Source organism: Citrobacter sp. XY323 (assembly GCF_025106035.1).
Classification (GTDB): Bacteria; Pseudomonadota; Gammaproteobacteria; order Enterobacterales; family Enterobacteriaceae; genus Citrobacter; species Citrobacter braakii.
On the sequence record NZ_JANYUK010000012.1, the window covers coordinates 155,729 to 178,119 of the forward strand.

General features: G+C 53.5%; 24 protein-coding genes. 6 read left to right on the top strand and 18 right to left on the bottom strand.

Features of this window, described 5'->3' with window-relative positions:
* The first annotated feature begins 18 nt into the window (after positions 1-18).
* Entirely contained in the window at positions 19-1,329 is a 1,311-nt protein-coding gene (locus N0B36_RS16715) for a serine dehydratase subunit alpha family protein (RefSeq protein WP_016154627.1), read from the top strand.
* Between the two features lie 53 nt (positions 1,330-1,382).
* Here the strand turns inward: N0B36_RS16715 and N0B36_RS16720 are convergent, their stop codons facing one another.
* Positions 1,383-1,532: a hypothetical protein gene (locus N0B36_RS16720; protein WP_016157540.1), complete on the bottom strand. Its 150-nt coding sequence runs from the start codon at positions 1,530-1,532 to the stop codon at positions 1,383-1,385.
* Between the two features lie 26 nt (positions 1,533-1,558).
* On the bottom strand, positions 1,559-2,260 hold the full coding sequence (locus tag N0B36_RS16725; RefSeq protein WP_016157539.1) for a pirin family protein: 702 nt from the start codon (positions 2,258-2,260) through the stop codon (positions 1,559-1,561).
* Between the two features lie 104 nt (positions 2,261-2,364).
* Here N0B36_RS16725 and yhaJ point away from each other — a divergent pair, with 104 nt between their 5' ends.
* Entirely contained in the window at positions 2,365-3,261 is an 897-nt protein-coding gene (yhaJ, locus tag N0B36_RS16730) for a DNA-binding transcriptional regulator YhaJ (protein ID WP_016154624.1), read from the top strand.
* Positions 3,262-3,325: 64 nt separating this feature from the next.
* Here yhaJ and N0B36_RS16735 read toward each other — a convergent pair whose 3' ends face one another.
* The 11 genes from N0B36_RS16735 to N0B36_RS16785 all read right to left on the bottom strand — a co-directional run bounded on the left by N0B36_RS16735 (position 3,326) and on the right by N0B36_RS16785 (position 10,604).
* Entirely contained in the window at positions 3,326-3,691 is a 366-nt protein-coding gene (locus N0B36_RS16735) for a DUF805 domain-containing protein (protein WP_016154623.1), read from the bottom strand.
* 124 nt (positions 3,692-3,815) lie between these two features.
* Positions 3,816-4,802 (bottom strand): glutathionyl-hydroquinone reductase YqjG, encoded by a 987-nt coding sequence (gene yqjG, locus N0B36_RS16740; RefSeq protein WP_049283302.1) that lies wholly within the window; start codon positions 4,800-4,802, stop codon positions 3,816-3,818.
* A gap of 72 nt (positions 4,803-4,874) precedes the next feature.
* On the bottom strand, positions 4,875-5,267 hold the full coding sequence (locus N0B36_RS16745; RefSeq protein ID WP_003024847.1) for a DoxX family protein: 393 nt from the start codon (positions 5,265-5,267) through the stop codon (positions 4,875-4,877).
* Between the two features lie 174 nt (positions 5,268-5,441).
* A complete protein-coding gene (locus N0B36_RS16750) occupies positions 5,442-5,741 on the bottom strand; it encodes a YqjK-like family protein (protein WP_003024845.1) in 300 nt (99 codons plus the stop codon).
* Complete coding sequence (locus N0B36_RS16755) at positions 5,741-6,136, bottom strand: phage holin family protein (RefSeq protein WP_016157537.1); 396 nt, start codon at positions 6,134-6,136, stop codon at positions 5,741-5,743. Before N0B36_RS16755 ends, N0B36_RS16750 begins: the two co-directional genes overlap by 1 nt.
* Before the next feature lie 2 nt (positions 6,137-6,138).
* Positions 6,139-6,444 carry a YqjD family protein gene (locus tag N0B36_RS16760; RefSeq protein WP_003024832.1) on the bottom strand — a complete coding sequence of 102 codons (306 nt, stop codon included), beginning with the start codon at positions 6,442-6,444 and terminating at the stop codon, positions 6,139-6,141.
* A 33-nt stretch (positions 6,445-6,477) separates the two neighbouring features.
* Entirely contained in the window at positions 6,478-6,846 is a 369-nt protein-coding gene (locus N0B36_RS16765; protein ID WP_016154619.1) for a DUF1090 domain-containing protein, read from the bottom strand.
* Between the two features lie 147 nt (positions 6,847-6,993).
* Positions 6,994-7,362: an EnvZ/OmpR regulon moderator MzrA gene (mzrA, locus tag N0B36_RS16770; RefSeq protein WP_029139667.1), complete on the bottom strand. Its 369-nt coding sequence runs from the start codon at positions 7,360-7,362 to the stop codon at positions 6,994-6,996.
* Positions 7,363-7,380: 18 nt separating this feature from the next.
* Entirely contained in the window at positions 7,381-8,043 is a 663-nt protein-coding gene (gene yqjA / locus N0B36_RS16775) for a DedA family general envelope maintenance protein YqjA (RefSeq protein ID WP_003024820.1), read from the bottom strand.
* Positions 8,044-8,391: 348 nt separating this feature from the next.
* Entirely contained in the window at positions 8,392-9,168 is a 777-nt protein-coding gene (gene exuR / locus N0B36_RS16780; protein WP_047499647.1) for a transcriptional regulator ExuR, read from the bottom strand.
* A 134-nt stretch (positions 9,169-9,302) separates the two neighbouring features.
* Entirely contained in the window at positions 9,303-10,604 is a 1,302-nt protein-coding gene (locus N0B36_RS16785; RefSeq protein WP_016154616.1) for an MFS transporter, read from the bottom strand.
* Between the two features lie 473 nt (positions 10,605-11,077).
* Here N0B36_RS16785 and uxaC point away from each other — a divergent pair, with 473 nt between their 5' ends.
* The 3 genes from uxaC (at position 11,078) to N0B36_RS16800 (ending at position 14,754) form a co-directional block, all read left to right on the top strand.
* Positions 11,078-12,490, top strand: a complete 1,413-nt coding sequence (uxaC, locus tag N0B36_RS16790) for a glucuronate isomerase (protein ID WP_047499643.1) — start codon at positions 11,078-11,080, stop codon at positions 12,488-12,490.
* Between the two features lie 15 nt (positions 12,491-12,505).
* On the top strand, positions 12,506-13,993 hold the full coding sequence (locus N0B36_RS16795; protein WP_016154614.1) for a UxaA family hydrolase: 1,488 nt from the start codon (positions 12,506-12,508) through the stop codon (positions 13,991-13,993).
* 206 nt (positions 13,994-14,199) lie between these two features.
* Positions 14,200-14,754 carry a YgjV family protein gene (locus N0B36_RS16800; protein ID WP_016154613.1) on the top strand — a complete coding sequence of 185 codons (555 nt, stop codon included), beginning with the start codon at positions 14,200-14,202 and terminating at the stop codon, positions 14,752-14,754.
* A gap of 14 nt (positions 14,755-14,768) precedes the next feature.
* Here N0B36_RS16800 and sstT read toward each other — a convergent pair whose 3' ends face one another.
* The 4 genes from sstT to N0B36_RS16820 form a co-directional block, all read right to left on the bottom strand.
* On the bottom strand, positions 14,769-16,013 hold the full coding sequence (gene sstT / locus N0B36_RS16805) for a serine/threonine transporter SstT (RefSeq protein ID WP_049283300.1): 1,245 nt from the start codon (positions 16,011-16,013) through the stop codon (positions 14,769-14,771).
* A gap of 242 nt (positions 16,014-16,255) precedes the next feature.
* Positions 16,256-17,224: a TerC family protein gene (locus N0B36_RS16810; RefSeq protein ID WP_016154611.1), complete on the bottom strand. Its 969-nt coding sequence runs from the start codon at positions 17,222-17,224 to the stop codon at positions 16,256-16,258.
* Positions 17,225-17,495: 271 nt separating this feature from the next.
* Positions 17,496-18,494 carry a Gfo/Idh/MocA family protein gene (locus tag N0B36_RS16815; protein WP_047499168.1) on the bottom strand — a complete coding sequence of 333 codons (999 nt, stop codon included), beginning with the start codon at positions 18,492-18,494 and terminating at the stop codon, positions 17,496-17,498.
* A gap of 72 nt (positions 18,495-18,566) precedes the next feature.
* Positions 18,567-19,067, bottom strand: a complete 501-nt coding sequence (locus N0B36_RS16820; RefSeq protein ID WP_259688644.1) for a M48 family metallopeptidase — start codon at positions 19,065-19,067, stop codon at positions 18,567-18,569.
* Positions 19,068-19,150: 83 nt separating this feature from the next.
* Between N0B36_RS16820 and rlmG the strand changes: the two genes are divergently transcribed.
* Entirely contained in the window at positions 19,151-20,287 is a 1,137-nt protein-coding gene (rlmG, locus tag N0B36_RS16825; protein ID WP_259688645.1) for a 23S rRNA (guanine(1835)-N(2))-methyltransferase RlmG, read from the top strand.
* Between the two features lie 56 nt (positions 20,288-20,343).
* On the opposite strand, the gene N0B36_RS16830 is transcribed toward rlmG, so the two are convergent.
* The gene (locus N0B36_RS16830; RefSeq protein WP_259688646.1) at positions 20,344-22,362 is read right to left on the bottom strand and encodes an FAD-dependent oxidoreductase; all 2,019 of its coding nucleotides are present in this window, start codon (positions 22,360-22,362) and stop codon (positions 20,344-20,346) included.
* Positions 22,363-22,391: the final 29 nt, after the last annotated feature.

A 22,391-nucleotide genomic window follows, 5' to 3' on the forward strand; every position in this document is an offset into this window, starting at 1 on the left:
TGAGCAAAGGTTGTTGTTATGTTTGAGACTACATTGAATCCATTATGGGATAGTTTTATCCGCGCGGTGCAGGAAGAAGTTAAGCCTGCGCTGGGCTGCACGGAACCTATCTCTCTGGCTCTGGCGGCAGCGGTCGCCTCCTCTGAGCTGGACGGCGCGGTTGAACGCATTGATGCGTGGGTCTCACCGAACCTGATGAAAAACGGCATGGGCGTTACCGTGCCGGGTACCGGAATGGTTGGGCTGCCTGTCGCGGCGGCACTGGGTGCGCTGGGGGGAAATGCCCACGCCGGTTTAGAGGTACTGAAAGACGCCTCGCCTCAAGCGATTGCCGATGCGAAAGCGATGCTTACCGCCGGGAAGGTCGCGGTGATGCTGCAGGAGCCATGCGAGGACATTCTTTTCTCCCGTGCGAAGGTTTATAGCGCTGAAGGATGGGCGTGCGTGACGATTGTTGGTGGTCATACCAACATTGTGCACATTGAGACCAATAAGGGCGTGGTGTTCACGACAGAACAGAACGCTCAGGAAGAGGAGCAGGAGTCACCGCTGGCGGTATTGTCCCACACGTCGCTGGAAGAGATTCTGGCGTTCGTGAACGCGGTACCGTTTGAGTCAATCCGCTTTATTCTCGATGCGGCGAAACTGAACGGTGCGCTGTCCCAGGAAGGGCTGCGCGGTAACTGGGGCTTGCACATCGGAACCACGCTTGAGAAGCAGTGCGCGCGTGGCCTGCTGGCGAACGATCTCTCCACCTCTATTCTGATCCGCACCAGTGCGGCATCGGATGCGCGAATGGGCGGGGCGACGCTTCCGGCAATGAGCAACTCGGGCTCTGGAAATCAGGGGATTACCGCGACCGTTCCGGTAATGGTGGTGGCTGAGCACTTTGGTGCGGATGAAGAGAAACTGGCGCGTGCGCTGATGTTGTCTCACCTGAGCGCTATCTACATCCATCATCAGCTTCCGCGTTTGTCTGCACTGTGTGCGGCAACCACGGCGGCGATGGGCGCCGCGGCGGGGATGGCGTGGATTGTTGATGGTCGCTACAACACCATCGCGATGGCAATCAGCAGCATGATTGGCGACGTGAGCGGAATGATTTGCGATGGCGCCTCAAACAGCTGCGCGATGAAAGTTTCAACCAGCGCATCTGCGGCGTGGAAAGCGGTGCTGATGGCGCTGGATGACACCGCTGTGACCGGCAATGAAGGGATTGTGGCGCACAACGTGGAGCAATCTATCACGAACCTGTGTGCGCTGGCGTGTCGCTCGATGCAGGAAACCGACAAGCAGATCATTGAGATTATGGCCAGTAAGGCACATTAATCTGTAGGCCGGGTAAGGCGGAATCGCCCCCGGCATAACTCTAAGCCGCCTTTTCAGGCGGCTTCTTCGTCTTCCAGCCGTAGCTCGGCATCCGCCACAATCGCTTCCAGCTCTGTCAGCATTTCTTCATAGCCGAAGGTCACAGTATCCTGTTTTTTCGGCTCAACCTGCGGCTGGCGTTTTTTTGATGATTTCTTGCTCAATAGTCGTACTCCATTGTTTTCCCTGACTATACGGGCAAATCTATCAGCAAAGCGCGCAGCGCGGTATCGGCGACTAACGTTATGTTAGTTTCGTCACGAATAAATGCGCCATCGCCGCAGGTGAGCGCTTCCTTTTCGGCGCCAGATGTCACCGCATGGAATCTGCCGTGGATCGACTGTAAGTAAGCCCGCGGCCCATGTAACTGAAAACTCAGCGATTCACCTTGTTGCAGTTCAACGTGGTGCACCCATACCTGTTGACGCAGATGCAGGCTGCCTTGTTCACCATCCGGCGAGGCGAGCAACTGATGCTTACCGGCACTCAGCGTGGCTTTCTGTACGCAGGCGTTTTCGCGCTGCGGGCAGGCATCCAGCCAGAGCTGCATTCGGGTTAACGGTTTATCTTTGCTGATATTGTGTTCGCTGTAGCTAATTCCCGGCTGTGTGGCGAGCAGTAAAACTTCTCCTGCCTTGGCCTGGATATGGTTACCTTCACTGTCGCGATACTCCGCTTCCCCTTCGAGGATCAGATTGACGATATCCACCTTCGGATAGGTACGTGGCTGGAAAGAGGCTCCCGGTGCCAGAACTTCCTGGTTCAGAACACGCAGCGAGGCATAACCCAGCAGTTTAGGATCAAAATAGTGTCCAAAGGAGAAGGTATAACGGGCCTGCAGCCAGCCGTAGTCTGCTTGCCCGCATTGTTTGGCTGTACGGGTAGTAATCATAGTTCTTGACCTCTCTTTACTTCCTTTTATGTTAAATGGCTAGACGCTGCATTGTTAGCCAGATATTCTGCCCGGTATGTTCAAATTTCCTGAATGAGAACGAGATGGCCAAAGAAAGGGCTTTAACGCTTGAGGCGTTACGCGTCATGGACGCAATAGACCGGCGTGGCAGCTTTGCCGCCGCAGCGGACGAACTGGGGCGCGTTCCTTCCGCGCTCAGCTATACCATGCAGAAGCTGGAGGAAGAGCTGGACGTCGTGCTGTTCGACCGTTCAGGTCATCGCACAAAATTCACCAACGTCGGGCGTATGCTGCTGGAACGTGGGCGTGTACTGCTGGAAGCTGCGGATAAGCTGACCACTGATGCCGAAGCGCTGGCTCGCGGTTGGGAAACGCATCTGACCATCGTCACCGAAGCGCTGGTGCCGACGGCGGCGTTTTTCCCGCTGATCGACAGACTTGCCGGGAAGGCCAATACCCAGCTTTCCGTTATTACCGAAGTTCTGGCCGGGGCGTGGGAGCGTCTGGAGCAGGGGCGGGCGGATATCGTGATTGCGCCGGATATGCATTTTCGCTCATCTTCGGAAATCAACTCGCGCAAGCTGTACTCGTTGATGAACGTATATGTGGCGGCCCCGGATCATCCAATTCATCAGGAGCCGGAACCGTTGTCGGAAGTCACCCGCGTGAAGTACCGCGGAATCGCGGTGGCGGACACGGCCCGCGAACGTCCGGTGCTGACGGTTCAACTGCTGGATAAACAGCCGCGTCTGACGGTGAGTTCGATAGAAGATAAACGCCAGGCGCTGTTGGCCGGCCTTGGCGTGGCGACGATGCCATACCCGCTGGTGGAAGAGGACATTGCGGCGGGTCGGTTGCGTGTGGTTAGCCCGGAATCGACAAGCGAAATTGATATTATTATGGCCTGGCGTCGAGACAGCATGGGCGAAGCGAAATCCTGGTGTTTGCGGGAAATTCCCAAGCTGTTTGCGGGTAAATAGCAGGGCTGTTACGCCGGATGTGGTGCAAATGCACCTTATCCGGCCGACAAGATGGTGTATTACATCAGGACAGTTGTTTTGGGTCAGCGCCGAAGCGGTTGCTCCCCTGAGTCCCATTTTGACAGTTGAAAATGATGATTACCAACCAGCCTACGATCGGGATCAGCAGCACCAGTAGCCACCAGGCCGAACGGTCGGTGTCATGTAAACGCCGGAACTGCACCGCCCACCACGGGATAAAGACCAGAACCCCATAAATCGTCGTTAATATGCCTTCCCCTCCGGCGCGTTCCCAGCCAAGCATTCTGTCCAGAATGCCCAGCACGAACGTAAAGATGATGTTGACCAGCACAAACATCCAGTATTCTTTACGACGCGCGCGGCCCCCAAAACCAAAGTAGTTCTTTAATACGTTTAAATACCAATCCATTTTTGCCTCGTTCTGTATTCAATTACTTGTTTTTAAAGCAATCAAATTAAGAATAGCCGTGAATGGAATGCTGGTAAATATTTGCAGTATTAATTATTTGGCCCCCAAAGGGGACCCGTGTAAATCAGGCAAAACGGTCATCACGCCCGTGGGGTTCGTTGAGGTCCTGCCACGGTCCGACAGAAATAATGCCGGTCGGGTTAATGGTTTTGTGACTACGGAAGTAGTGATTGCGGATGTGATCGAAATTAACGGTCTCCGCAATGCCTGGCATCTGGTAGATATCGCGCAGGAAACCGTACAGGTTCAGATAGTCGCTAATCCGGTGTTTGTCGCACTTGAAGTGCGTCACATACACAGGATCAAAGCGCACCAGCGTGGTCCACAGGCGAATATCGGCCTCTGTTAACTGGTCCCCGGTCAGGTAGCGATGTTGCCCAAGGATCTGCTCCAGTCGCGCCAGAGATTGAAAGACTTTTTCTACGGCGTCGTCGTAGGCTTCCTGACTGGTGGCAAATCCGGCTTTATACACGCCGTTATTGACGTTGTCATAAATCCAGCCGTTCAGCTCGTCGATTTTAGTTTGCAGAGCGGGTGGATAGTAATCCCCGGCTTTCGAGCCCAGCGCATCAAACGCAGTGTTAAACATACGGATGATATCTGCAGATTCGTTGCTGACAATGGTGTGGTTCTTTTTGTCCCACAGCACCGGAACGGTCACCCGACCGCTGTAGTGCGGATCGGCGTGTAAATAGAGTTGATAAAGAAATTCGTGCTGATACAGGGTATCGCCGGTTGCCGCCGGGAAGTTATCGTCAAAGGTCCAGCCGTTTTCCAGCATCAGCGGATGCACAACGGAAACGGAAATAAACGGTTCCAGCCCTTTGAGTTTACGCAAGATCAGCGTGCGATGCGCCCACGGACAGGCCAGAGAAACGTAGAGATGATAGCGGTCTTTTTCGGCGGCGAAACCCCCTTCGCCCGTTGGACCGGGTGCGCTATCCGCAGTGAGCCAGTTACGGAAAGCTGATGCAGAGCGTTGAAATTTTCCCCCGGTTGATTTGGTGTCATACCAGGTGTCATGCCATACGCCGTCAATGAGTTGTCCCATGATTTTCGCCTCCTCAGATAGCAAAAGCGAGGAGATGTCTCCTCGCTTTTTGATGCGTTTAGTATAGCTCGCTTACCATTTTTTATTCAGTACACGGTCGATGCTGAATGCGCCCGGACCGGTGATAGCCAGCAGCAGGAAGCCGCCTGCGATGGTCAGGTTTTTCATAAACATCAGAGAGTTCACACCTTCCGCAAAGTTGCTGTGGAAGAGGAACGCCGTCAGCAGCGTGAAGCCCGCGGTGAACAGCGCAGTAGTACGAGTCAGGAAACCAAACAGGATGGCCAGACCGCCGCCAAACTCAAGCAGGATAACCAGCGGTAACATAAATCCTGGGACGCCCATGGCTTCCATGTACTGTTGGGTACCCGCATATCCGGTGATTTTTCCCCAACCTGCGGTAATAAACAGGATTGGCATCAGAATGCGCGCTACCAGTACACCAACATCTTCTAATTTCTTCATCATACTCTCCAGGAAACCACTCAGGCGGCTTATTGTTTTTTTTTGTGCAACGACGTCGCAGAGTGCGTCGTTACTGTCGATGGAGAGAATCATAAACGCGGCTAATGACAATTGTTAGCAAGGAAAACTGTCAGAAATTTTCAAAAAATTTGAGGTTAGGGGAAGGAGAGGTGATCAGCCGCGCAGTTGCTGTTGTCTGATGGTCGATTTAACCAGACGCCAGATGCTCCACACGCTAAAGCCGCGTTTAGCCCAGCGTACCAGCAGATTCGGGTTACGGATGGTGCGAACCGCCATAATACTGCTTCCGACCAACACCCAGCCACGCAGGTTCAGCAGCGTCTTCCAGCCACGATCGTAAACTTCGGTGGCTTCAAGCCAGTCGCGGCGAGTGGCAGACAGATCCAGCCTTTGCTGCTGGATCTGTCCAAGCAGTTGCGCCTTACGTTGTTGACGTTCGACTTTACTGCTCATTATGCATCATCCTCCAGGGCCTGCCTGTCGTTAGCGAGTTCATTGCGCGTATGGCGTAGCAGCGTTGTTTTACGCGCTTTACTCAGCGTCCATAGCCCGCCGATAAGCGCTAAAAGCAACAGCACAACGGTGGTGGCAATCATGGCGTTCAGGCGATACTGCGGGTCTATGGCCCAGATGATAAGCACCATCAGACTCATCAGACCAAACGCCGCGAACAGCATGGTCAGCCCAAGCATCAGCAGGATCTGGATGAGATTGGCTTTTTCCTCTTCCAGCTCAACGACGGCCAGCCGCAGCCGCGTCTCTACGATCTCAACGAGAATCGTCAGGATCCGCTGTCCAATACCCAGTACGCCTTTGCCTGGACCTTGTGCGTGTTGAGAGTCTGCCATTATTAACGGCGCGACAGCAGTACACCAAGCACCACACCGACTGCAGCGCCAATGCCGACGCCTGTCCATGGGTTTTCGCGTACGTAGTTATCGGCTTTTGCCGCGGCCTCACGGGTCTGTTTGGCAATCACATCGCTGGTTTCGCTCAGACGATGGCGGCTCTCGCGTAACGCATGTTCGGCTTTGCTGCGAATTTTACTCATCTCTTCCTTCGACTTATCGCCAGAGGAGCTAAGTACTTCTTCAAGCGTATCCGCAAGAGATTTCAGCTCAGCGCGCAGGTTTTCCGTAGCATTATCTTTCGACATAGTTTTCTCCAGTTGAGTGGCTAGTTACCGTAGTTAGTAATCGCGTGTCTCGAGTTCTTTCAGCTCTTGCTGAGCTTCAGCAAGCTTATGTTCGCGCTTGGCTATCTTATCCGCATCGCCTTTTTGCTTCGCCTCGGCCAAATCACGTTGACGCTCGGCTATCTCATTTTTCTGCTCGGCGATTTTTTTCTGATGGTCGGCGCGCAGTTTGCTGTCAGTACAATTTGCCCGAACTTCGCTCAGCGCTTTGTTCAGACCATTGATACGGTTTTGATTGTTGTGCTTTTCGGCATAGCTTATCTCCCGCTGAATATCCTGTTCTTTTTCCTGACAGAGGGTGGAGGCGTAACTGCCGGCACTGAGAGCGAAAAGACTAATTGCTAAAGCGATGCGGTATTTCATTCTTGAACCTTCCATTGTGATTCGACCTTGTGGCTTTGGCCGATGCTCCAGAATAATAAAGCAATGGGTCATAAACCCAGTTTATTAATCATAGGCGCTAAATGATGAAATCACCAAAGTGAGTGATCTAATTCAGATTCCTGGAGATTAACCAAAACGGTGCGGGGTATCACGTAAGCGGGATAACCACTGTACCGCCTGATTATCATCATCCTGCTGAGCAATAACGAAACCGTGCGGTAACGTTCGGTCCAGCACGACCTTTGCGGCTGCGCTTTGCGCGCTGGAATCAAAGGTGATCAGCAGCGCGTCATTTTGCGGAGTAATGCTTTTAAAGCGAATGCCGTTGGCGTCCAGGTGATGCCAGATAGAGAAGCCATCAGGCATGGTGGCTCCCTGGTTTACAGCACGAATGGCAAGCGTTGACTCCTGCTGGCGGATGACCGACCAGGTCAGGAGCAGCGCGCCGATAAACAGCATAAAAGTAGTCGTCCAGGCCAGTCGTCGGAGTGTTATGCATGATTTCAGCATAATTTACCCTCGGTTCCCGTATTTCTTTTTCCAAAGCACAACCAGTGAACCTGCCAGACCAAACACCAGTAACACCACGGGAAGCAGCATCAGACAAGACATCAGCTGATCTTCATATTTGAGAAACACTGGCGTTTTGCCCAGCAGATAGCCAAGCGTTGTGAGAATCAGAACCCAAAGCAGTCCGCTCATCCAGTTAAAGAACTGAAAGCGCGCATTGTTCAGACCGGACAATCCTGCGATGGTCGGCAGTAATGTTCTGACAAACGCGATAAAGCGACCGACCAGCAGGGCAGACAAGCCATGCTTATGGAACAGATGATGTGCGCGCTGATGGTAGTGCGCGGGTAGATGAGACAGCCAGTTTTGAACGGTGCGGGTATTTCCCAGCCATCTCCCCTGGATATAGCTGAGCCAGCAACCCAGGCTGGCCGCGGTGGTGAGCAGCAGTACAGTTTGCGGAAAACCCATCGCGCCTTTAGCGATAAGTACGCCGACCAGTACCAGTAGACTGTCGCCAGGTAAAAAGGCTGCTGGCAGCAGTCCGTTTTCCAGAAACAAAATGGTAAACAGTACGAAATAGAGCATGCCAATCATGGAGGGATTGGCCAGCGTTTCAAAATCCTGAGCCCATAAAGCATTCAGTAATTGAGTCAGTAGTTCCATTCAATATTCCTGGAGAATCGGTTGTCGTCATGCCGGTATTCTGGAGTTTGTAACGCCGCAATTTTATTGGTGTTTTTTACATGGATCGCGGTCTGACACAAATTCACGGCCTGAACTATTCCCTGTAAAGTTGTGAAGTAAGCAAGCTCTCAAACACAAAAATTCAAATAACAACTAATTGTAACAAAGGTCAACGTAGTCCGTTATAGAAATTACGGGTGTTGTCCTGTGATTTTGCTTATCGCAATGGAGGGAGGCGAGAGGATTTACACAGGCTGACACTTTATACCTAATGCTTACCAAGTGTCAGAAACAGGCGCTTTGTCGCGCCTGCATCGTTAAGATTGTTTATTTTGCGCCGTTAGCTGCCGTATCGAGATGAATGACGGGATTATCGGTAAAAAGATAACGGTCTGCGTTGAATTCAAAATCATCGCTGGTTTCGTTAAACAGCATCTGCTTTGTGTTCTCAAGATGCTGCCACATCGCCAGTTTGGCGGCGTGTGGATCTTTGCGAATCAGCGCCCGCAGGATCTGGTCATGGTCGTCGCACCAGTTATCTATCGTGCGCAGGTCGATGTGGTCGTGCAGCTTCTTCCAGTAGGGGTTGTGAATACGCTGAGTCCACATTTTTTCAACAATCGCGGCCAGGGCAGAGTTCTGTGTTGCCAGCGCGACCTGCACATGGAACAGGAGATCCCACTCGGAGTCACGAAAGCTTTTTTCGTTACGCGACTTCTCCTGAATTTCCATCAGTTTCATGATGTCCTGTTTGGTCACCTGGGTGGCGGCAAACTCAGCAATGTTGCTTTCTATGAGCTGGCGAGCCTGGAGCAGCTCAAACGGACCGTAGCTGGCGAACTCCAGACTTTCATCTGGCGCGACATAGTGTTTGGGTTGGTTTGAAATGACGTGGATCCCCGATCCTTTACGCACTTCAACGTAGCCCTCAACCTCGAGCATGATAATCGCTTCACGAACCACGGTGCGGCTGACATTTTTTTCATCGGCGATAAAGCGCTCGGCGGGGAGTTTGTCACCCACCAGGTAGACACCCTGCTCAATGCGTTCTTTCAGATCAGCGGCAAGTTGTTGGTACAAACGTCGTGGTTCGGTGATTTCCATATGCGCTCCAGGCATGATACGGCAGACTCTATTTGTTATACCACTTTTGCGATTACGGCTCCACTCGCGGCGATAAAAAAGCCGCCAGATGACTGGCGGCTTAGCATTACATAACCTTGTTAAATCGTGTCTGGTTAACTTTGCGCAGCGGGATCGCCAGTTTGCGAAGCTGACTCTACCTCGCTGGCCGATTTGTTCTGCAATACCGTCCAGATGACTAACGCGCCGAGCAGGTCGAATACCGCCAGTACGGCGAACAGCGGGCTGAAGCCGATGGTGTCAGCCAGCGCGCCAACGACCAGCGCAAACAGCGTACTTGCAAGCCATGCGGACATACCGGTCAGACCGTTCGCGGTTGCCACTTCATTACGACCAAATACGTCAGAAGAGAGCGTGATCAGCGCACCGGACAGCGCCTGGTGAGCAAAGCCGCCGACGCACAGCAGGGCGATAGCAATGTACGGGCTGGTGAACAGACCGATCATCCCTGGGCCAATCATCAGCAATGCGCCCATGGTGACGACCATTTTACGGGAAACGATCAGGTTAACGCCGAACCAGCGCTGGAACAGCGGCGGTAAGTAACCCCCTACGATACAACCCAGGTCAGCAAACAGCATCGGCATCCAGGCAAACATCGCAATCTCTTTCAGGTTAAAGCCGTAGACTTTAAACATGAACAGCGGGATCCAGGCGTTGAAGGTACCCCAGGCCGGCTCTGCCAGGAAACGCGGCAGCGCGATGCCCCAGAACTGGCGGTTACGCAGGATCTGACCGAGAGACATTTTCTTGGCGGTGCTGTTTTTATGCTGTGATTCCTGACCATTCAGAATGTAATCACGTTCTTCATCAGACAGTTTTTTCTGGTCGCGTGGGTGTTTGTAAAATACCAACCAGCACATGGCCCAGATGAAGCTCAGGGCACCGGAAATAATGAATGCCATCTGCCAGCTGTGCATGACGATAGCCCAGACGACCAGCGGCGGAGCAATCATCGCGCCGATAGAGGAACCGACGTTAAAATAACCCACGGCGATTGAACGTTCTTTTGCCGGGAACCATTCAGAACTGGCTTTCAGACCCGCAGGGATCATCGCAGCTTCAGCGGCACCGACTGCACCTCGCGCCAGCGCCAGTCCACCCCAGCTACCAGCCAGTGCGGTCGCGCCACAGAAGACGGCCCACAGAACGGCGAACATCGCGTAACCAATTTTTGTGCCGAGCACATCGAGCACGTAGCCGGCAACGGGTTGCATTACGGTGTAAGCAGCAGAATACGCTGCGATGATATAGGAATACTGTTGGGTGGAGATGTGTAACTCTTCCATCAGAGTTGGCGCAGCTGCCGCCACAGTGTTACGTGTCAGATAACCCAGCACGGTGCCAAGCGTCACCAGTGCGATCATGTACCAACGTAACCCTTTAATTTTACGCATGTAAAACCTCATCGTTTTGTTATGTCCGCGAACGAGCGGTCATCTTCCAGTTCAGGGAGGAGGATGTTCTTTTACGAGGGGGTAACCGAAAAAAAAGCCGGTACTCCCCGAACTCTGCCATGTCAATATTTGTGCTAATTCGGTTTCCGTACCGGTTAATCCGATGGTGATACATCGGTAATTTGCATTCCGTCGGCTTATGTATCGCGACGGCAAAAAGATAACTTGTCATACAGCTTTAAAAGGTGAGTGCCATCACAAAAGTGTGAATCTTCGTGTGGTCATTATTTCGATTCAGCAAAGCCAGTGCTGGTGCGGCTTGGCGCGAGGTTTACCTCTTTGAGAGTAATTTTTTTGTCGCCATTTGTTGATCTAACTCACGAAAATATCTTCAGTGTATGGAAATTGGTGTGATAACTTTGTCAACATCAAAACATAAGCAATCTGACGCACTCGCTGAGAGGAAGACGATAATGACCCCGTTTATGACTGAAGATTTCCTGTTGGACACCGAATTTGCCCGCCGTCTGTATCATGATTACGCCAAAGACCAGCCAATCTTCGACTACCACTGTCATTTGCCACCGCAACAAATCGCGGAAAACTACCGTTTTAATAACCTGTATGACATCTGGCTGAAGGGTGACCACTACAAGTGGCGTGCGATGCGTACTAACGGCGTCGCTGAGCGCCTGTGTACCGGCGATGCGTCCGATCGCGAGAAGTTTGACGCCTGGGCCGCCACGGTTCCGCACACAATCGGTAACCCGCTGTACCATTGGACCCACCTCGAATTACGTCGCCCGTTTGGTATTACAGGTAAGCTGCTGTCTCCGGCAACGGCTGACGAAATCTGGAACCAGTGCAACGAACTGCTGGCGCAGGACAAATTCTCCGCGCGCGGCATCATGCAGCAGATGAATGTGAAAATGGTTGGTACTACCGATGACCCGATCGACTCTCTGGAGCATCACGCGGCCGTTGCTAAAGACGGAAGCTTTGATGTGAAAGTGCTGCCGAGCTGGCGTCCGGATAAAGCCTTTAACATTGAGCAGGCGACCTTTAACGACTATATGGCGAAGCTCGGTGAGGTGTCTGACACGGATATCCGCCGCTTCAGCGACCTGCAAGCTGCACTGACCAAACGTCTGGATCACTTTGCGGCTCACGGCTGTAAAGTCTCTGACCACGCGCTGGACGTGGTGCTGTTTGCTGAATCTAACGAATCTGAACTGGATAGCATTCTGGCACGCCGCCTGGCGGGTGAAACGCTGAGCGAGCATGAAGTTGCCCAGTTTAAAACCGCGGTGCTGGTGTTCCTCGGTGCGGAATACGCGCGTCGTGAATGGGTACAGCAGTACCATATCGGCGCACTGCGTAATAACAACCTGCGTCAGTTCAAACTGTTGGGCGCGGATGTCGGCTTCGACTCCATCAACGATCGCCCGATGGCCGAAGAGCTGTCCAAACTGCTGAGCAAGCAGAACGAACAGAACCTGCTGCCGAAAACTATTCTCTACTGTTTGAACCCGCGCGATAACGAAGTGCTGGGCACCATGATCGGCAACTTCCAGGGCGAAGGTATGCCGGGCAAGATGCAGTTCGGTTCCGGCTGGTGGTTCAACGATCAGAAAGACGGTATGGAACGTCAGATGACGCAACTGGCCCAGCTCGGTCTGCTGAGCCGTTTCGTCGGCATGCTGACCGATAGCCGTAGCTTCCTGTCATACACGCGCCATGAATACTTCCGTCGCATCCTGTGCCAGATGATTGGCCGTTGGGTTGCTGCAGGTGAAGCGCCGGCAGATATCCAGCTGTTGGGTGAAATGGTCAGAAATATTTGCTTCAACAATGCGCGTGATTATTTCGCCATTGAACTGAACTAAGGCCTGGGTGAAGGTATGCAATACATCAAGATCCATACGCTGGATAACGTCGCGGTAGCGCTCGCTGATTTGGCTGAAGGAACCGAAGTCACCGTTGATGGGCAAGCGGTAATCCTGCGCCAAGCGGTTTCTCGTGGCCATAAATTCGCTTTATGCGATATTGCGCAAGGCGAAAATGTCATTAAATACGGTTTGCCAATCGGTCATACGTTGGTGGACGTGGCGGCGGGTGAGCATATTCATGCTCACAACACGCGCACGAATCTGAGCGACCTGGACACGTATAGCTACCACCCTGATTTTCAGGCAGAGCTTGTTCAACCCGCCGATCGCGACGTACAGATCTACCGTCGCGCCAACGGCGAGGTCGGCGTGCGCAACGAACTGTGGATCCTGCCGACGGTCGGCTGCGTCAACGCTATGGCGCGTCAGATGCAGACCCGCTTTCTGAAAGAGACCAACGACGCCGAGGGTATCGACGGCGTGCATCTTTTCAGTCACACCTACGGCTGTTCACAGCTGGGTGACGACCACATCAACACCCGTACCATGCTGCAAAATATGGTGCGCCACCCGAATGCGGGTGCGGTGCTGGTGGTCGGCCTGGGCTGTGAAAACAACCAGGTTGATGCCTTCCGCGAAACCTTAGGCGAGTACGATCCTGAGCGTGTTCACTTTATGGTCTGCCAACATCAGGAAGACGAAGTGGAAGCGGGGATTGAACATCTCCATCAGTTGTACAACGTGATGCGTAACGATAAGCGTGAGCCGGGTAAGCTGGGCGAGCTGAAGTTTGGTCTGGAATGCGGCGGCTCTGACGGCCTGTCTGGTATTACCGCCAACCCGATGCTGGGGCGTTTTTCCGACTATGTGATTGCCAACGGCGGCACCACCGTGCTGACTGAAGTACCGGAAATGTTCGGTGCCGAGCAACTGCTGATGGACCACTGCCGTGACGAAGAAACCTTCGGCAAGCTGGTGACCATGGTCAATGACTTTAAGCAGTACTTCATTGCTCACGACCAGCCGATTTACGAGAATCCATCGCCGGGCAACAAAGCGGGCGGGATCACCACGCTGGAAGATAAATCTCTGGGCTGCACGCAAAAAGCGGGCTCCAGCCAGGTGGTGGATGTACTGCGCTACGGCGAACGCCTGAAGACACACGGCCTGAACTTACTGAGCGCGCCGGGTAACGATGCGGTTGCTACCAGTGCCCTCGCGGGCGCGGGCTGTCATATGGTGCTGTTCAGCACCGGCCGCGGTACGCCGTACGGCGGTTTTGTGCCGACGGTGAAAATTGCGACCAACAGCGAGCTGGCGGCCAAGAAAAAACACTGGATCGATTTTGACGCCGGACAGCTGATCCACGGTAAAGCGATGCCTCAGCTGCTGAGCGAGTTTGTCGATACGATCGTTGAGTTCGCCAATGGCAAGCAAACTTGCAACGAGCGCAACGATTTCCGGGAACTGGCTATCTTTAAAAGCGGCGTAACATTGTAATTACCCTTCATCTTTCGCGTGACAGCCGCGTTGGCTGCGTCCATTCACCCCGGTCACTTACTCCAGTAAGCTCCCGGGGATGTCTGAACTTACCGCCTTGCGGTAGCACGAAATCTATTGGGTAATCGAAATGGAGTGGATTTTAAAAACGGCGTTTCATAATATGGAGCGCCGTTTGTTTTTGCGTTTCCTCACAAGGATCTCCCATGACCGCGTATTGGCTGGCCCAGGGCGTAGGTGTCATCGCCTTTTTGATCGGCATTACCACCTTTTTCAATCGAGATGAGCGCCGGTTCCGGCTGCAACTTGCCGTCTACAGCGCCACCATTGGCGTGCATTTTTTTCTGATGGGCGCCTGGCCTGCGGGAATGAGTGCAGAGCTAAACACCATCCGCACACTCGTCTCGATGCATACCCGCAAACTGTGGGTAATGACCGTTTTTATTATCCTCACCCTGGTTCTTGGGCTGGCGAAATTACAGCATGCGATGGAGCTGTTGCCGATTATCGGCACGCTGGCCAGCACCTGGGCGCTGTTTCGCTGCCAGGGGCTGACCGTGCGCTGCGTAATGTGGTGCGCAACCGCCTGTTGGGTTATCCATAATTTCTGGTTGGGATCGATTGGTGGGACGATGATCGAAGGTAGCTTTCTGGTGATGAACGGCCTGAACATTATTCGCTTCCGGCGGATGCAAAAACGCGGAATTGATCCATTCAAAATTGAAAAAAGCGTACAAGAAGAGAACCCCTCCGTCCGGTGACGGAGGGGCAGAGATTAGCCGCGCAGGGCGTTATTTGCCAGACGTTCGTCTTCAGCCTGGCAGGCCGCAGCGGTAAACAGGACGTCTGTAGAAGAGTTCAGCGCCGTTTCACAGGAATCCTGCAATACGCCGATGATAAAGCCAACGGCAACGACCTGCATGGCGATGTCATTCGGGATACCGAACATATTACATGCCAGTGGGATCAGCAGCAGAGAACCTCCCGCCACGCCCGATGCGCCGCAGGCACACAGCGAAGCCACCACGCTCAGTAACAGCGCCGTCGGTAAATCGACCGGAATACCCAACGTATTTACCGCCGCCAGCGTCAACACGGTAATGGTGATCGCCGCGCCAGCCATGTTGATGGTGGCTCCCAGCGGGATAGAAACCGAATAGGTATCACGATCCAGGTTCAGCTTCTCACACAGCGCCATATTCACCGGAATGTTTGCCGCGGAGCTACGGGTAAAGAAGGCGTACACGCCGCTTTCACGCAGACAGGCCAGCACTAACGGATATGGGTTGCGGCGAATTTTCCAGAATACCAGCAGCGGGTTGACCACCAGTGCTACCAGCAGCATACAGCCTACCAGCACGGTCAGCAGCTGCGCGTAGCCCCAAAGCGTGGCGAAACCGGTGGTTGCCAGCGTGGAGGAGACCAGGCCGAAGATACCGATCGGCGCGAAACGAATCACAAGCTTCACCATAAAGGTAACAGCGTTGGACATATCGTTGACCAGATTTTTGGTCGTTTCATTACCGTGACGCAGCGCAAAGCCCAGACCGACGGCCCAAACCAGGATGCCGATGTAGTTGGCGTTAAGCAGTGCATCAATTGGGTTAGAAACCATGCTCATTAGCAGGCCACGCATCACTTCAATAATGCCGGACGGCGGTACGATATCGCTGGCGCTGCTGGAAAGATGCAGTGTCGATGGGAAAGCGAAGCTGAAGACAACGGCCGCTAGCGCTGCGGAAAATGTTCCGAGCAGGTAGAGGAACAGGATTGGGCGGATATTGGTTTTTTGCCCGTGCTGGTGGTTGGCGATAGAAGCCATTACCAGCATCAGAACCAGAATTGGTGCGACGGCTTTTAACGCGCCGACGAACAGAGTACCCAGCAAACCAACGGCTTCTGCCGCAGGTTTTGACACCAGTGCCAGTAAAATCCCCAGAACCAAACCGATCAAAATTTGTTTAACCAGGCTCCCTTGCGCCAGGCGCGAGAATAGCCCCGATGAACGTTGCGTAGTCATGTAGTAATCCTTTCATTGTGTTGTTGCCCTGCCTTTGTGCGTTCTGTAGACGCATCTTTCAGGATGAGGCAAATGTTTGCATGGCTGAGTATAAGGAAAGAACAGGGTTCTGGAAGCGAAATATCCTGGATTTCGCGTCGAGATCATATTTTATAACTTTGAGTTAACATTATTTTGACATGATAAACAAAAAGCCCGACGCACGCAGTGTGCTGTCGGGCTTTTCAGCTAGCAGATGAAACTTACTGTATTTGCTGCTTTTTATCGTGCTGGTGGTTGACCCAGGCGTTCACAATCAGCGTCACAAACAGAATGCCAAATACCACGCCTAACGAGATAGCGATCGGGATATGGTAGAAATCGACGATCAGCATCTTAATACCGATAAACACCAGAATGACCGACAAACCGTACTTCAGCATGGAGAAACGCTCCGCCACGCCCGCCAGCAGGAAGTACATTGCGCGCAGACCCAAAATAGCAAACAGGTTTGAGGTCAGCACGATGAACGGGTCGGTAGTGACGGCAAAGATAGCCGGAATACTGTCGACGGCAAAAATGACGTCGCTCAGCTCAACCAGAATCAACACCAGCATCAGCGGCGTAACAAACAGCAGGCCGTTTTTACGCACGAAGAATTTTTCATCTTCGATGGTATCGGTCATGCGCAAATGACCGCGCAGCCAGCGTACTAACGGCCTGTCGCCAATACCGGAAGCATCTTCTTTCGCCAGCGCCATTTTTACGCCGGTAAACAGCAGGAATGCACCAAACACGTACAACAGCCACTCAAACTGGGTGATAAGCCAACTGCCGGCGAAGATCATGATCGTACGCAGAACAATGGCTCCCAGCACGCCATACACCAGTACCCGACGCTGCAACGCAGGCGGTACGGAGAAGTAGCTGAACAGCATCAACCAGACAAAGACGTTATCTACTGCCAGCGATTTTTCGATCAAATAGCCGGTAAGGAACGCCAGCGCCTGTGGGTCGGCAACGGCGCGGCCCTGGGTTTGTGCCAGGTACCACCAGAAGACGGCGTTAAACAGTAACGACAGCGTTACCCAAACGATTGACCAGGCCGCAGCCTGCTTCATCGACATCGTATGCGCGCCACGACGACCCTGCAACAGCAGGTCGATGGCCAGCATAATTACCACCACGACAGCGAAGCCACCCCATAACAACGGTGTGCCGACAGTATTCATTGTATTTCCCCATGCATAAAAAAAACGGCCAACGCCGAATGACGTTAGCCGCTGCTTTTTATGCATAGACCTTGCCATTCGGCAAGGTCTCACTTACAACAACAAAGGAATACGATGGCGTATTCCTTTGTTATCGCCCGGCGACCGGATGTGGTTTTTCACACATCGTAATGACGATCAACCGACAACGAAGTTACTCCCCTTTGCGGGTTACAAAATATTACAGGCCATGCATTCAGTCAATGGCCTGCAACATTCGTTTTACATACTTTTACGCAGTCAGCGATATTACCGCTTCGTCTGCCGGGAAAATCACGCCGGTCTGGCGGCGAATCTCTGTTTGCAGTTTGGCGGTGATACGGCTGACGGCCAGTGCGGGGTGATCCACTTCGCCGGATTCAACCAAATGAGCAAAAGCCTCTGCCTCATACAGCATAGTATTGATGTGCTGAGGCGTCGTCAGATCCTGGGTTTTCCCCCCGCGAGGAACGAAGCACACTTTCTGACACTCGGAGATATGCTCGATCACCAGCGATCCCTGCTCACCCTGAATTTCACTGGCTAACACCGAGTCGCTTACTTTTGAGTGCTGGAGTGTGACGCTGAAATCACCGTAATTCATCACCACCACGCCGTGGGCATCTACGCCGCTTTCCAGCAGACTGGCGCTGGCCTGAACGCTTTGCGGCTCACCCCACAGCGCAACCGCTGAGGCCAGGCAGTAAAAACCGATATCCATAATCGAGCCATTTGAGAACGCCGGATTAAACGTGTTCGGATTTTCACCGTCCAGATAGCGCTGGTAACGCGAGGAGTACTGGCAGTAATTAATAAACGCTTTCCTGATTCTTCCGACTTTGGGTAGAGATTGCTGCAACAGCAGGAAGTTAGGCAAGCTGGCGGTCTTAAACGCTTCAAACAGCACGACCTGATTTTCGCGCGCGCAGGCGATAGCGGCTTCGGCTTGCGCCAGGTTTGAGGCCAGCGGCTTTTCGCAAATAACATGCTTTTTGTGCCGCAAAAACAGCTCGGTCTGCGGGAAGTGCAGGGAGTTTGGACTGGCGATGTAGACGGCGTCGATCGCCTCGCTTTGCGCCATCGCTTCCAGTGAGGTAAACAGATGCTCGACGGGGTAATCGTTGGCGAAGGTCTGCGCCTGCTCGAGGCTACGGGAATAGACCGCGGTCAACTTATATTTGCCGGTTTCATGGGCGGCATCGACAAACTGGCGGGTGATCCAGTTTGTGCCAATTACTGCGAAACGTATCATAATGGCCTTCAGGCTGCGAAAAGGGATCCTTTCGTCAATTTAGCATGCCCTGAAGACAAAGCCAGTGCGCAACTACGCAGTTTGCTTTAACGATTGTTGCGTTAACCACAGGCGGGTATCGAACTCCAGTTGATGATACTGAGGCTCCATATGACAGCACAGCTGGTAAAACGCTTTGTCGTGCTCTTTTTCTTTCAGATGCGCCAGTTCATGAACGACGATCATGCGTAAAAAAGGTTCAGGGGCATTGCGAAACACGGTGGCAACGCGGATCTCCGCTTTGGCTTTTAGCTTACCGCCCTGCACGCGAGATACGGCGGTATGCAGCCCCAGCGCATTCTTCAGAACGTGTATCTTGCTGTCATACATGACTTTATTCAGCGGCGGGGCATTACGCAGGAACTGATTTTTCAGATCCTGAGCATATTGCCAGAGCGCTTTGTCGGTCGCGAAATCATGCGTCCCCGGATAGCGCTTCTCCAGCACTGCGCCCAGACGCTGTTCAGCAATCAGCGTTCTCACCTGAGAAAGTAAATTCTCCGGGTAGCCCTGGAGATAAGTTAGTTGGTTCATCTTTGCCCATGCCAATCATAAAAAGTGTATACTCACGCACCCTTTTCAGGGATACGCCGAAATTTTACCATTCAGGAGGGCCGATGAGCCACATAGACAACGGTTTCCGTTCGCTGTCACTTAAACGTTTCCCGGAAACGGATGACGTTAACCCGCTGCTGGCGTGGGAAGCGGCAGATGAATATCTGCTGCAACAGCTGGACGATACCGAGATTAGCGGCCCGGTGCTAATCCTGAATGATACCTTTGGCGCGCTGGGCTGTGCGCTGGCGCAACATTCGCCGTACAGCATTGGCGACTCCTATCTCAGCGAGCTTGCCACACGCGAGAACCTGCGTCATAACGATATTGCCGAGTCGAGCGTCAAGTTCCTCGACAGTACGGCTGACTACCCGCAGGCGCCGGGCGTGGTGCTGATTAAGCTGCCAAAAACCATGGCGCTGCTGGAGCAGCAACTGCGCGCGCTGCGCGAAGTGGTAACGCCGCAAACGCGTATCATCGCCGGGGCAAAAGCGCGTGACGTGCATACCTCGACGCTGGAGCTGTTCGAAAAAGTGTTGGGTCCAACCACCACGACGCTGGCGTGGAAAAAAGCCCGTTTAATCAACTGTACGTTCAGCAAACCTGAGCTGGCCGCTGCCTCGCAAGTGCTAAGCTGGAAGCTGGAAGGTACCGAATGGACTATCCATAACCACGCCAACGTCTTCTCCCGTACCGGACTGGATATCGGCGCGCGCTTTTTTATCGAGCATCTGCCGGAAAACCTCGAAGGGGAGATTGTTGACCTCGGCTGTGGTAACGGTGTCATCGGTATGACGCTGCTGGCGAAGAACCCGGAAGCCAACGTGATATTTGTTGATGAATCGCCGATGGCGGTGGCTTCAAGCCGCTTGAACGTGGAAAGTAACATGCCTGAAGCGCTGGATCGCTGTGAGTTTATGATCAACAACGCGCTGTCGGGCGTCGAACCGTTCCGCTTTAACGCCGTGCTGTGCAACCCACCGTTCCACCAGAAGCACGCGCTGACGGATAACATTGCCTGGGAGATGTTCCACCACGCTCGTCGCTGCCTGAAAATCAACGGTGAGCTGTACATTGTGGCTAACCGTCACCTTGACTACTTCCACAAGCTGAAGAAGATTTTCGGCAACTGCGTGACCATCGCCACCAATAATAAATTCGTGGTACTGAAAGCGGTCAAAACCGGTCGCCGTCGCTAATCGTGTGTGCCGGATGGCGGCGTGACCGCCTTATCCGGCCTACGAAATACATACTGTTAAATTTCCAGCGCCAGCATCGTCCCTTGGGCAATAGCGCGTCGGGCATCCAGCTCCATCGCTACATCGCAGCCGCCGATCAGATGCACCGTTTTACCTGCTGCGTGGAGTGGATCAACCAGTTCACGGCGCGGCTCTTGTCCGGCGCAAATCACCACGTTATCCACGTTAAAGATCAACGGTTCGCCGTTCAACACGACGTGTAACCCATCATCATCAATTTTCTGATAGCTAACTGCCGGGATCATTTTCACGCCGCGTGAGAGCAGGGTGGCGCGATGGATCCAGCCCGTCGTTTTCCCTAAACCTTGTCCCGGTTTGCTGGCTTTGCGCTGTAACATCACTATCTGGCGCGGGCTGCGGGATAAGTGCGGGCCTTCCAGGCGTAAGCCGCCAGGCTGTTGCAGGCTGGTGTCGATCCCCCATTCCACGCAGAATTCCGCAATGTTTTGGCTGGTGGGCTCACCGGGCTGGCTCAAATACATGGCGGTATCAAAACCGATCCCGCCGCAGCCAACGATCGCCACGCGTTTACCCACCGGCATTTTATCGCGCAGGACGTCGAGATAGCTGAGCACTTTAGGATGCGCGATCCCCTCGATCGGTGGCATGCGTGGCTCGATCCCGCTGGCGAGGATCACTTCATCGAAGGGGTACAGATCGCGTGCGCTGACAAAGTGATTCAGCTTCAGCGACACGCCAGTCACATCTATCATCCGGCGGTAGTAGCGCAGGGTTTCATAAAATTCTTCTTTGCCGGGGATCTGCTTAGCGATATTAAACTGCCCGCCAATCTCGCTATGCGCGTCAAATAATGTCACGTGATGACCGCGTGCGGCGGCATTAATGGCGAAGGCGAGGCCTGCAGGACCTGCTCCGACAACCGCCAGATTTTTCGGCACAGTGGCGGCAACGATCGGCATTTTGGTCTCATGGCAGGCGCGCGGATTCACCAGGCAAGAGGTGACTTTGCCGATGAAGATCTGATCCAGGCAGGCCTGGTTACAGCCGATACAGGTATTGATCTCATCCGCTCGCCCGGTTTGCGCTTTTGACAGCAGTTCGGCATCGGCGAGGAACGGACGGGCCATCGACACCATATCGGCATCGCCACGGGCCAGAATGTCATCGGCGACTTGAGGATCGTTAATGCGGTTGGTGGTGACCAGTGGGATCGTCACATGCCCTTTCAGCTTACGTGTCACCCAACTAAACGCACCGCGTGGCACCGGGGTGGCGATAGTGGGAATACGCGCCTCATGCCAGCCAATACCGGTGTTAATAATGGTCGCCCCTGCGGCTTCTATCGCCTGCGCCAGTTGGACGGTTTCGTCGAAGGTTCCGCCGTTTTCCACCAGATCGAGCATCGACAGGCGGAAGATAATAATAAAGTCATTACCGGCACGCTGGCGTACCGCGCGCACCACTTCCACGGCAAAACGCATGCGGTTGGCATACTCGCCACCCCACTCGTCATTGCGCTGATTGGTGCGCAGAGTCAGGAATTCGTTGATGAGATAGCCTTCCGAGCCCATCACTTCGACGCCATCATAGCCTGCTTCCCGCGCCAGTTGAGCGCAGTGGGCAAAATCTTCAATCAACTGCAGCACCTCATCGTGCGTCAGCTCATGCGGCGTAAAGCGGTTGATTGGCGCCTGAATGGCAGAAGGTGCCACCAGATGCGGCTGGTAGCTGTAACGCCCGGTATGCAGGATTTGCAGGGCGATTTTGCCGCCTTCGTCATGCACCGCGTCGGTAATGACGCGATGATGTGCAAGCTGGCTGGTGTCGTTCAGCATCGCGCCGCCTTCCATCCCCACGCCGGAAAGCGCAGGCGCAATACCTCCGCTCACAATTAACGCTACGCCGTGACGGGCGCGTTCGGCGTAGAACGCGGCCAGCCGTTCTGCACCGTCGGGATACTCCTCCAGCCCGGTATGCATTGAACCCATCAGCACGCGGTTTTTAAGCGTGGTGAAGCCTAAATCGAGCGGGGCGAACAGCGACGGATAGCTCATAAAGGTGTCCAGTATGTAAAATTATTGTT

Bases quoted from the DNA above. Each gene is read 5' to 3' on its own strand.
- sstT (WP_049283300.1), bottom strand. From the start codon at position 16,013: ATGACTACGCAACGTTCATCGGGGCTATTCTCGCGCCTGGCGCAAGGG.
- N0B36_RS16725 (WP_016157539.1), bottom strand. From the start codon at position 2,260: ATGATTACTACCCGTACAGCCAAACAATGCGGGCAAGCAGACTACGGC.
- N0B36_RS16735 (WP_016154623.1), bottom strand. From the start codon at position 3,691: ATGGATTGGTATTTAAACGTATTAAAGAACTACTTTGGTTTTGGGGGC.
- N0B36_RS16750 (WP_003024845.1), bottom strand. From the start codon at position 5,741: ATGAGCAGTAAAGTCGAACGTCAACAACGTAAGGCGCAACTGCTTGGA.
- N0B36_RS16755 (WP_016157537.1), bottom strand. From the start codon at position 6,136: ATGGCAGACTCTCAACACGCACAAGGTCCAGGCAAAGGCGTACTGGGT.
- N0B36_RS16765 (WP_016154619.1), bottom strand. From the start codon at position 6,846: ATGAAATACCGCATCGCTTTAGCAATTAGTCTTTTCGCTCTCAGTGCC.
- N0B36_RS16830 (WP_259688646.1), bottom strand. From the start codon at position 22,362: ATGAGCTATCCGTCGCTGTTCGCCCCGCTCGATTTAGGCTTCACCACG.
- N0B36_RS16760 (WP_003024832.1), bottom strand. From the start codon at position 6,444: ATGTCGAAAGATAATGCTACGGAAAACCTGCGCGCTGAGCTGAAATCT.
- yqjA (WP_003024820.1), bottom strand. From the start codon at position 8,043: ATGGAACTACTGACTCAATTACTGAATGCTTTATGGGCTCAGGATTTT.
- N0B36_RS16785 (WP_016154616.1), bottom strand. From the start codon at position 10,604: ATGCGTAAAATTAAAGGGTTACGTTGGTACATGATCGCACTGGTGACG.
- yqjG (WP_049283302.1), bottom strand. From the start codon at position 4,802: ATGGGACAACTCATTGACGGCGTATGGCATGACACCTGGTATGACACC.
- yhaJ (WP_016154624.1), top strand. From the start codon at position 2,365: ATGGCCAAAGAAAGGGCTTTAACGCTTGAGGCGTTACGCGTCATGGAC.
- rlmG (WP_259688645.1), top strand. From the start codon at position 19,151: ATGAGCCACATAGACAACGGTTTCCGTTCGCTGTCACTTAAACGTTTC.
- N0B36_RS16745 (WP_003024847.1), bottom strand. From the start codon at position 5,267: ATGAAGAAATTAGAAGATGTTGGTGTACTGGTAGCGCGCATTCTGATG.
- N0B36_RS16715 (WP_016154627.1), top strand. From the start codon at position 19: ATGTTTGAGACTACATTGAATCCATTATGGGATAGTTTTATCCGCGCG.
- N0B36_RS16820 (WP_259688644.1), bottom strand. From the start codon at position 19,067: ATGAACCAACTAACTTATCTCCAGGGCTACCCGGAGAATTTACTTTCT.
- N0B36_RS16800 (WP_016154613.1), top strand. From the start codon at position 14,200: ATGACCGCGTATTGGCTGGCCCAGGGCGTAGGTGTCATCGCCTTTTTG.
- uxaC (WP_047499643.1), top strand. From the start codon at position 11,078: ATGACCCCGTTTATGACTGAAGATTTCCTGTTGGACACCGAATTTGCC.
- exuR (WP_047499647.1), bottom strand. From the start codon at position 9,168: ATGGAAATCACCGAACCACGACGTTTGTACCAACAACTTGCCGCTGAT.
- N0B36_RS16810 (WP_016154611.1), bottom strand. From the start codon at position 17,224: ATGAATACTGTCGGCACACCGTTGTTATGGGGTGGCTTCGCTGTCGTG.
- N0B36_RS16795 (WP_016154614.1), top strand. From the start codon at position 12,506: ATGCAATACATCAAGATCCATACGCTGGATAACGTCGCGGTAGCGCTC.
- N0B36_RS16815 (WP_047499168.1), bottom strand. From the start codon at position 18,494: ATGATACGTTTCGCAGTAATTGGCACAAACTGGATCACCCGCCAGTTT.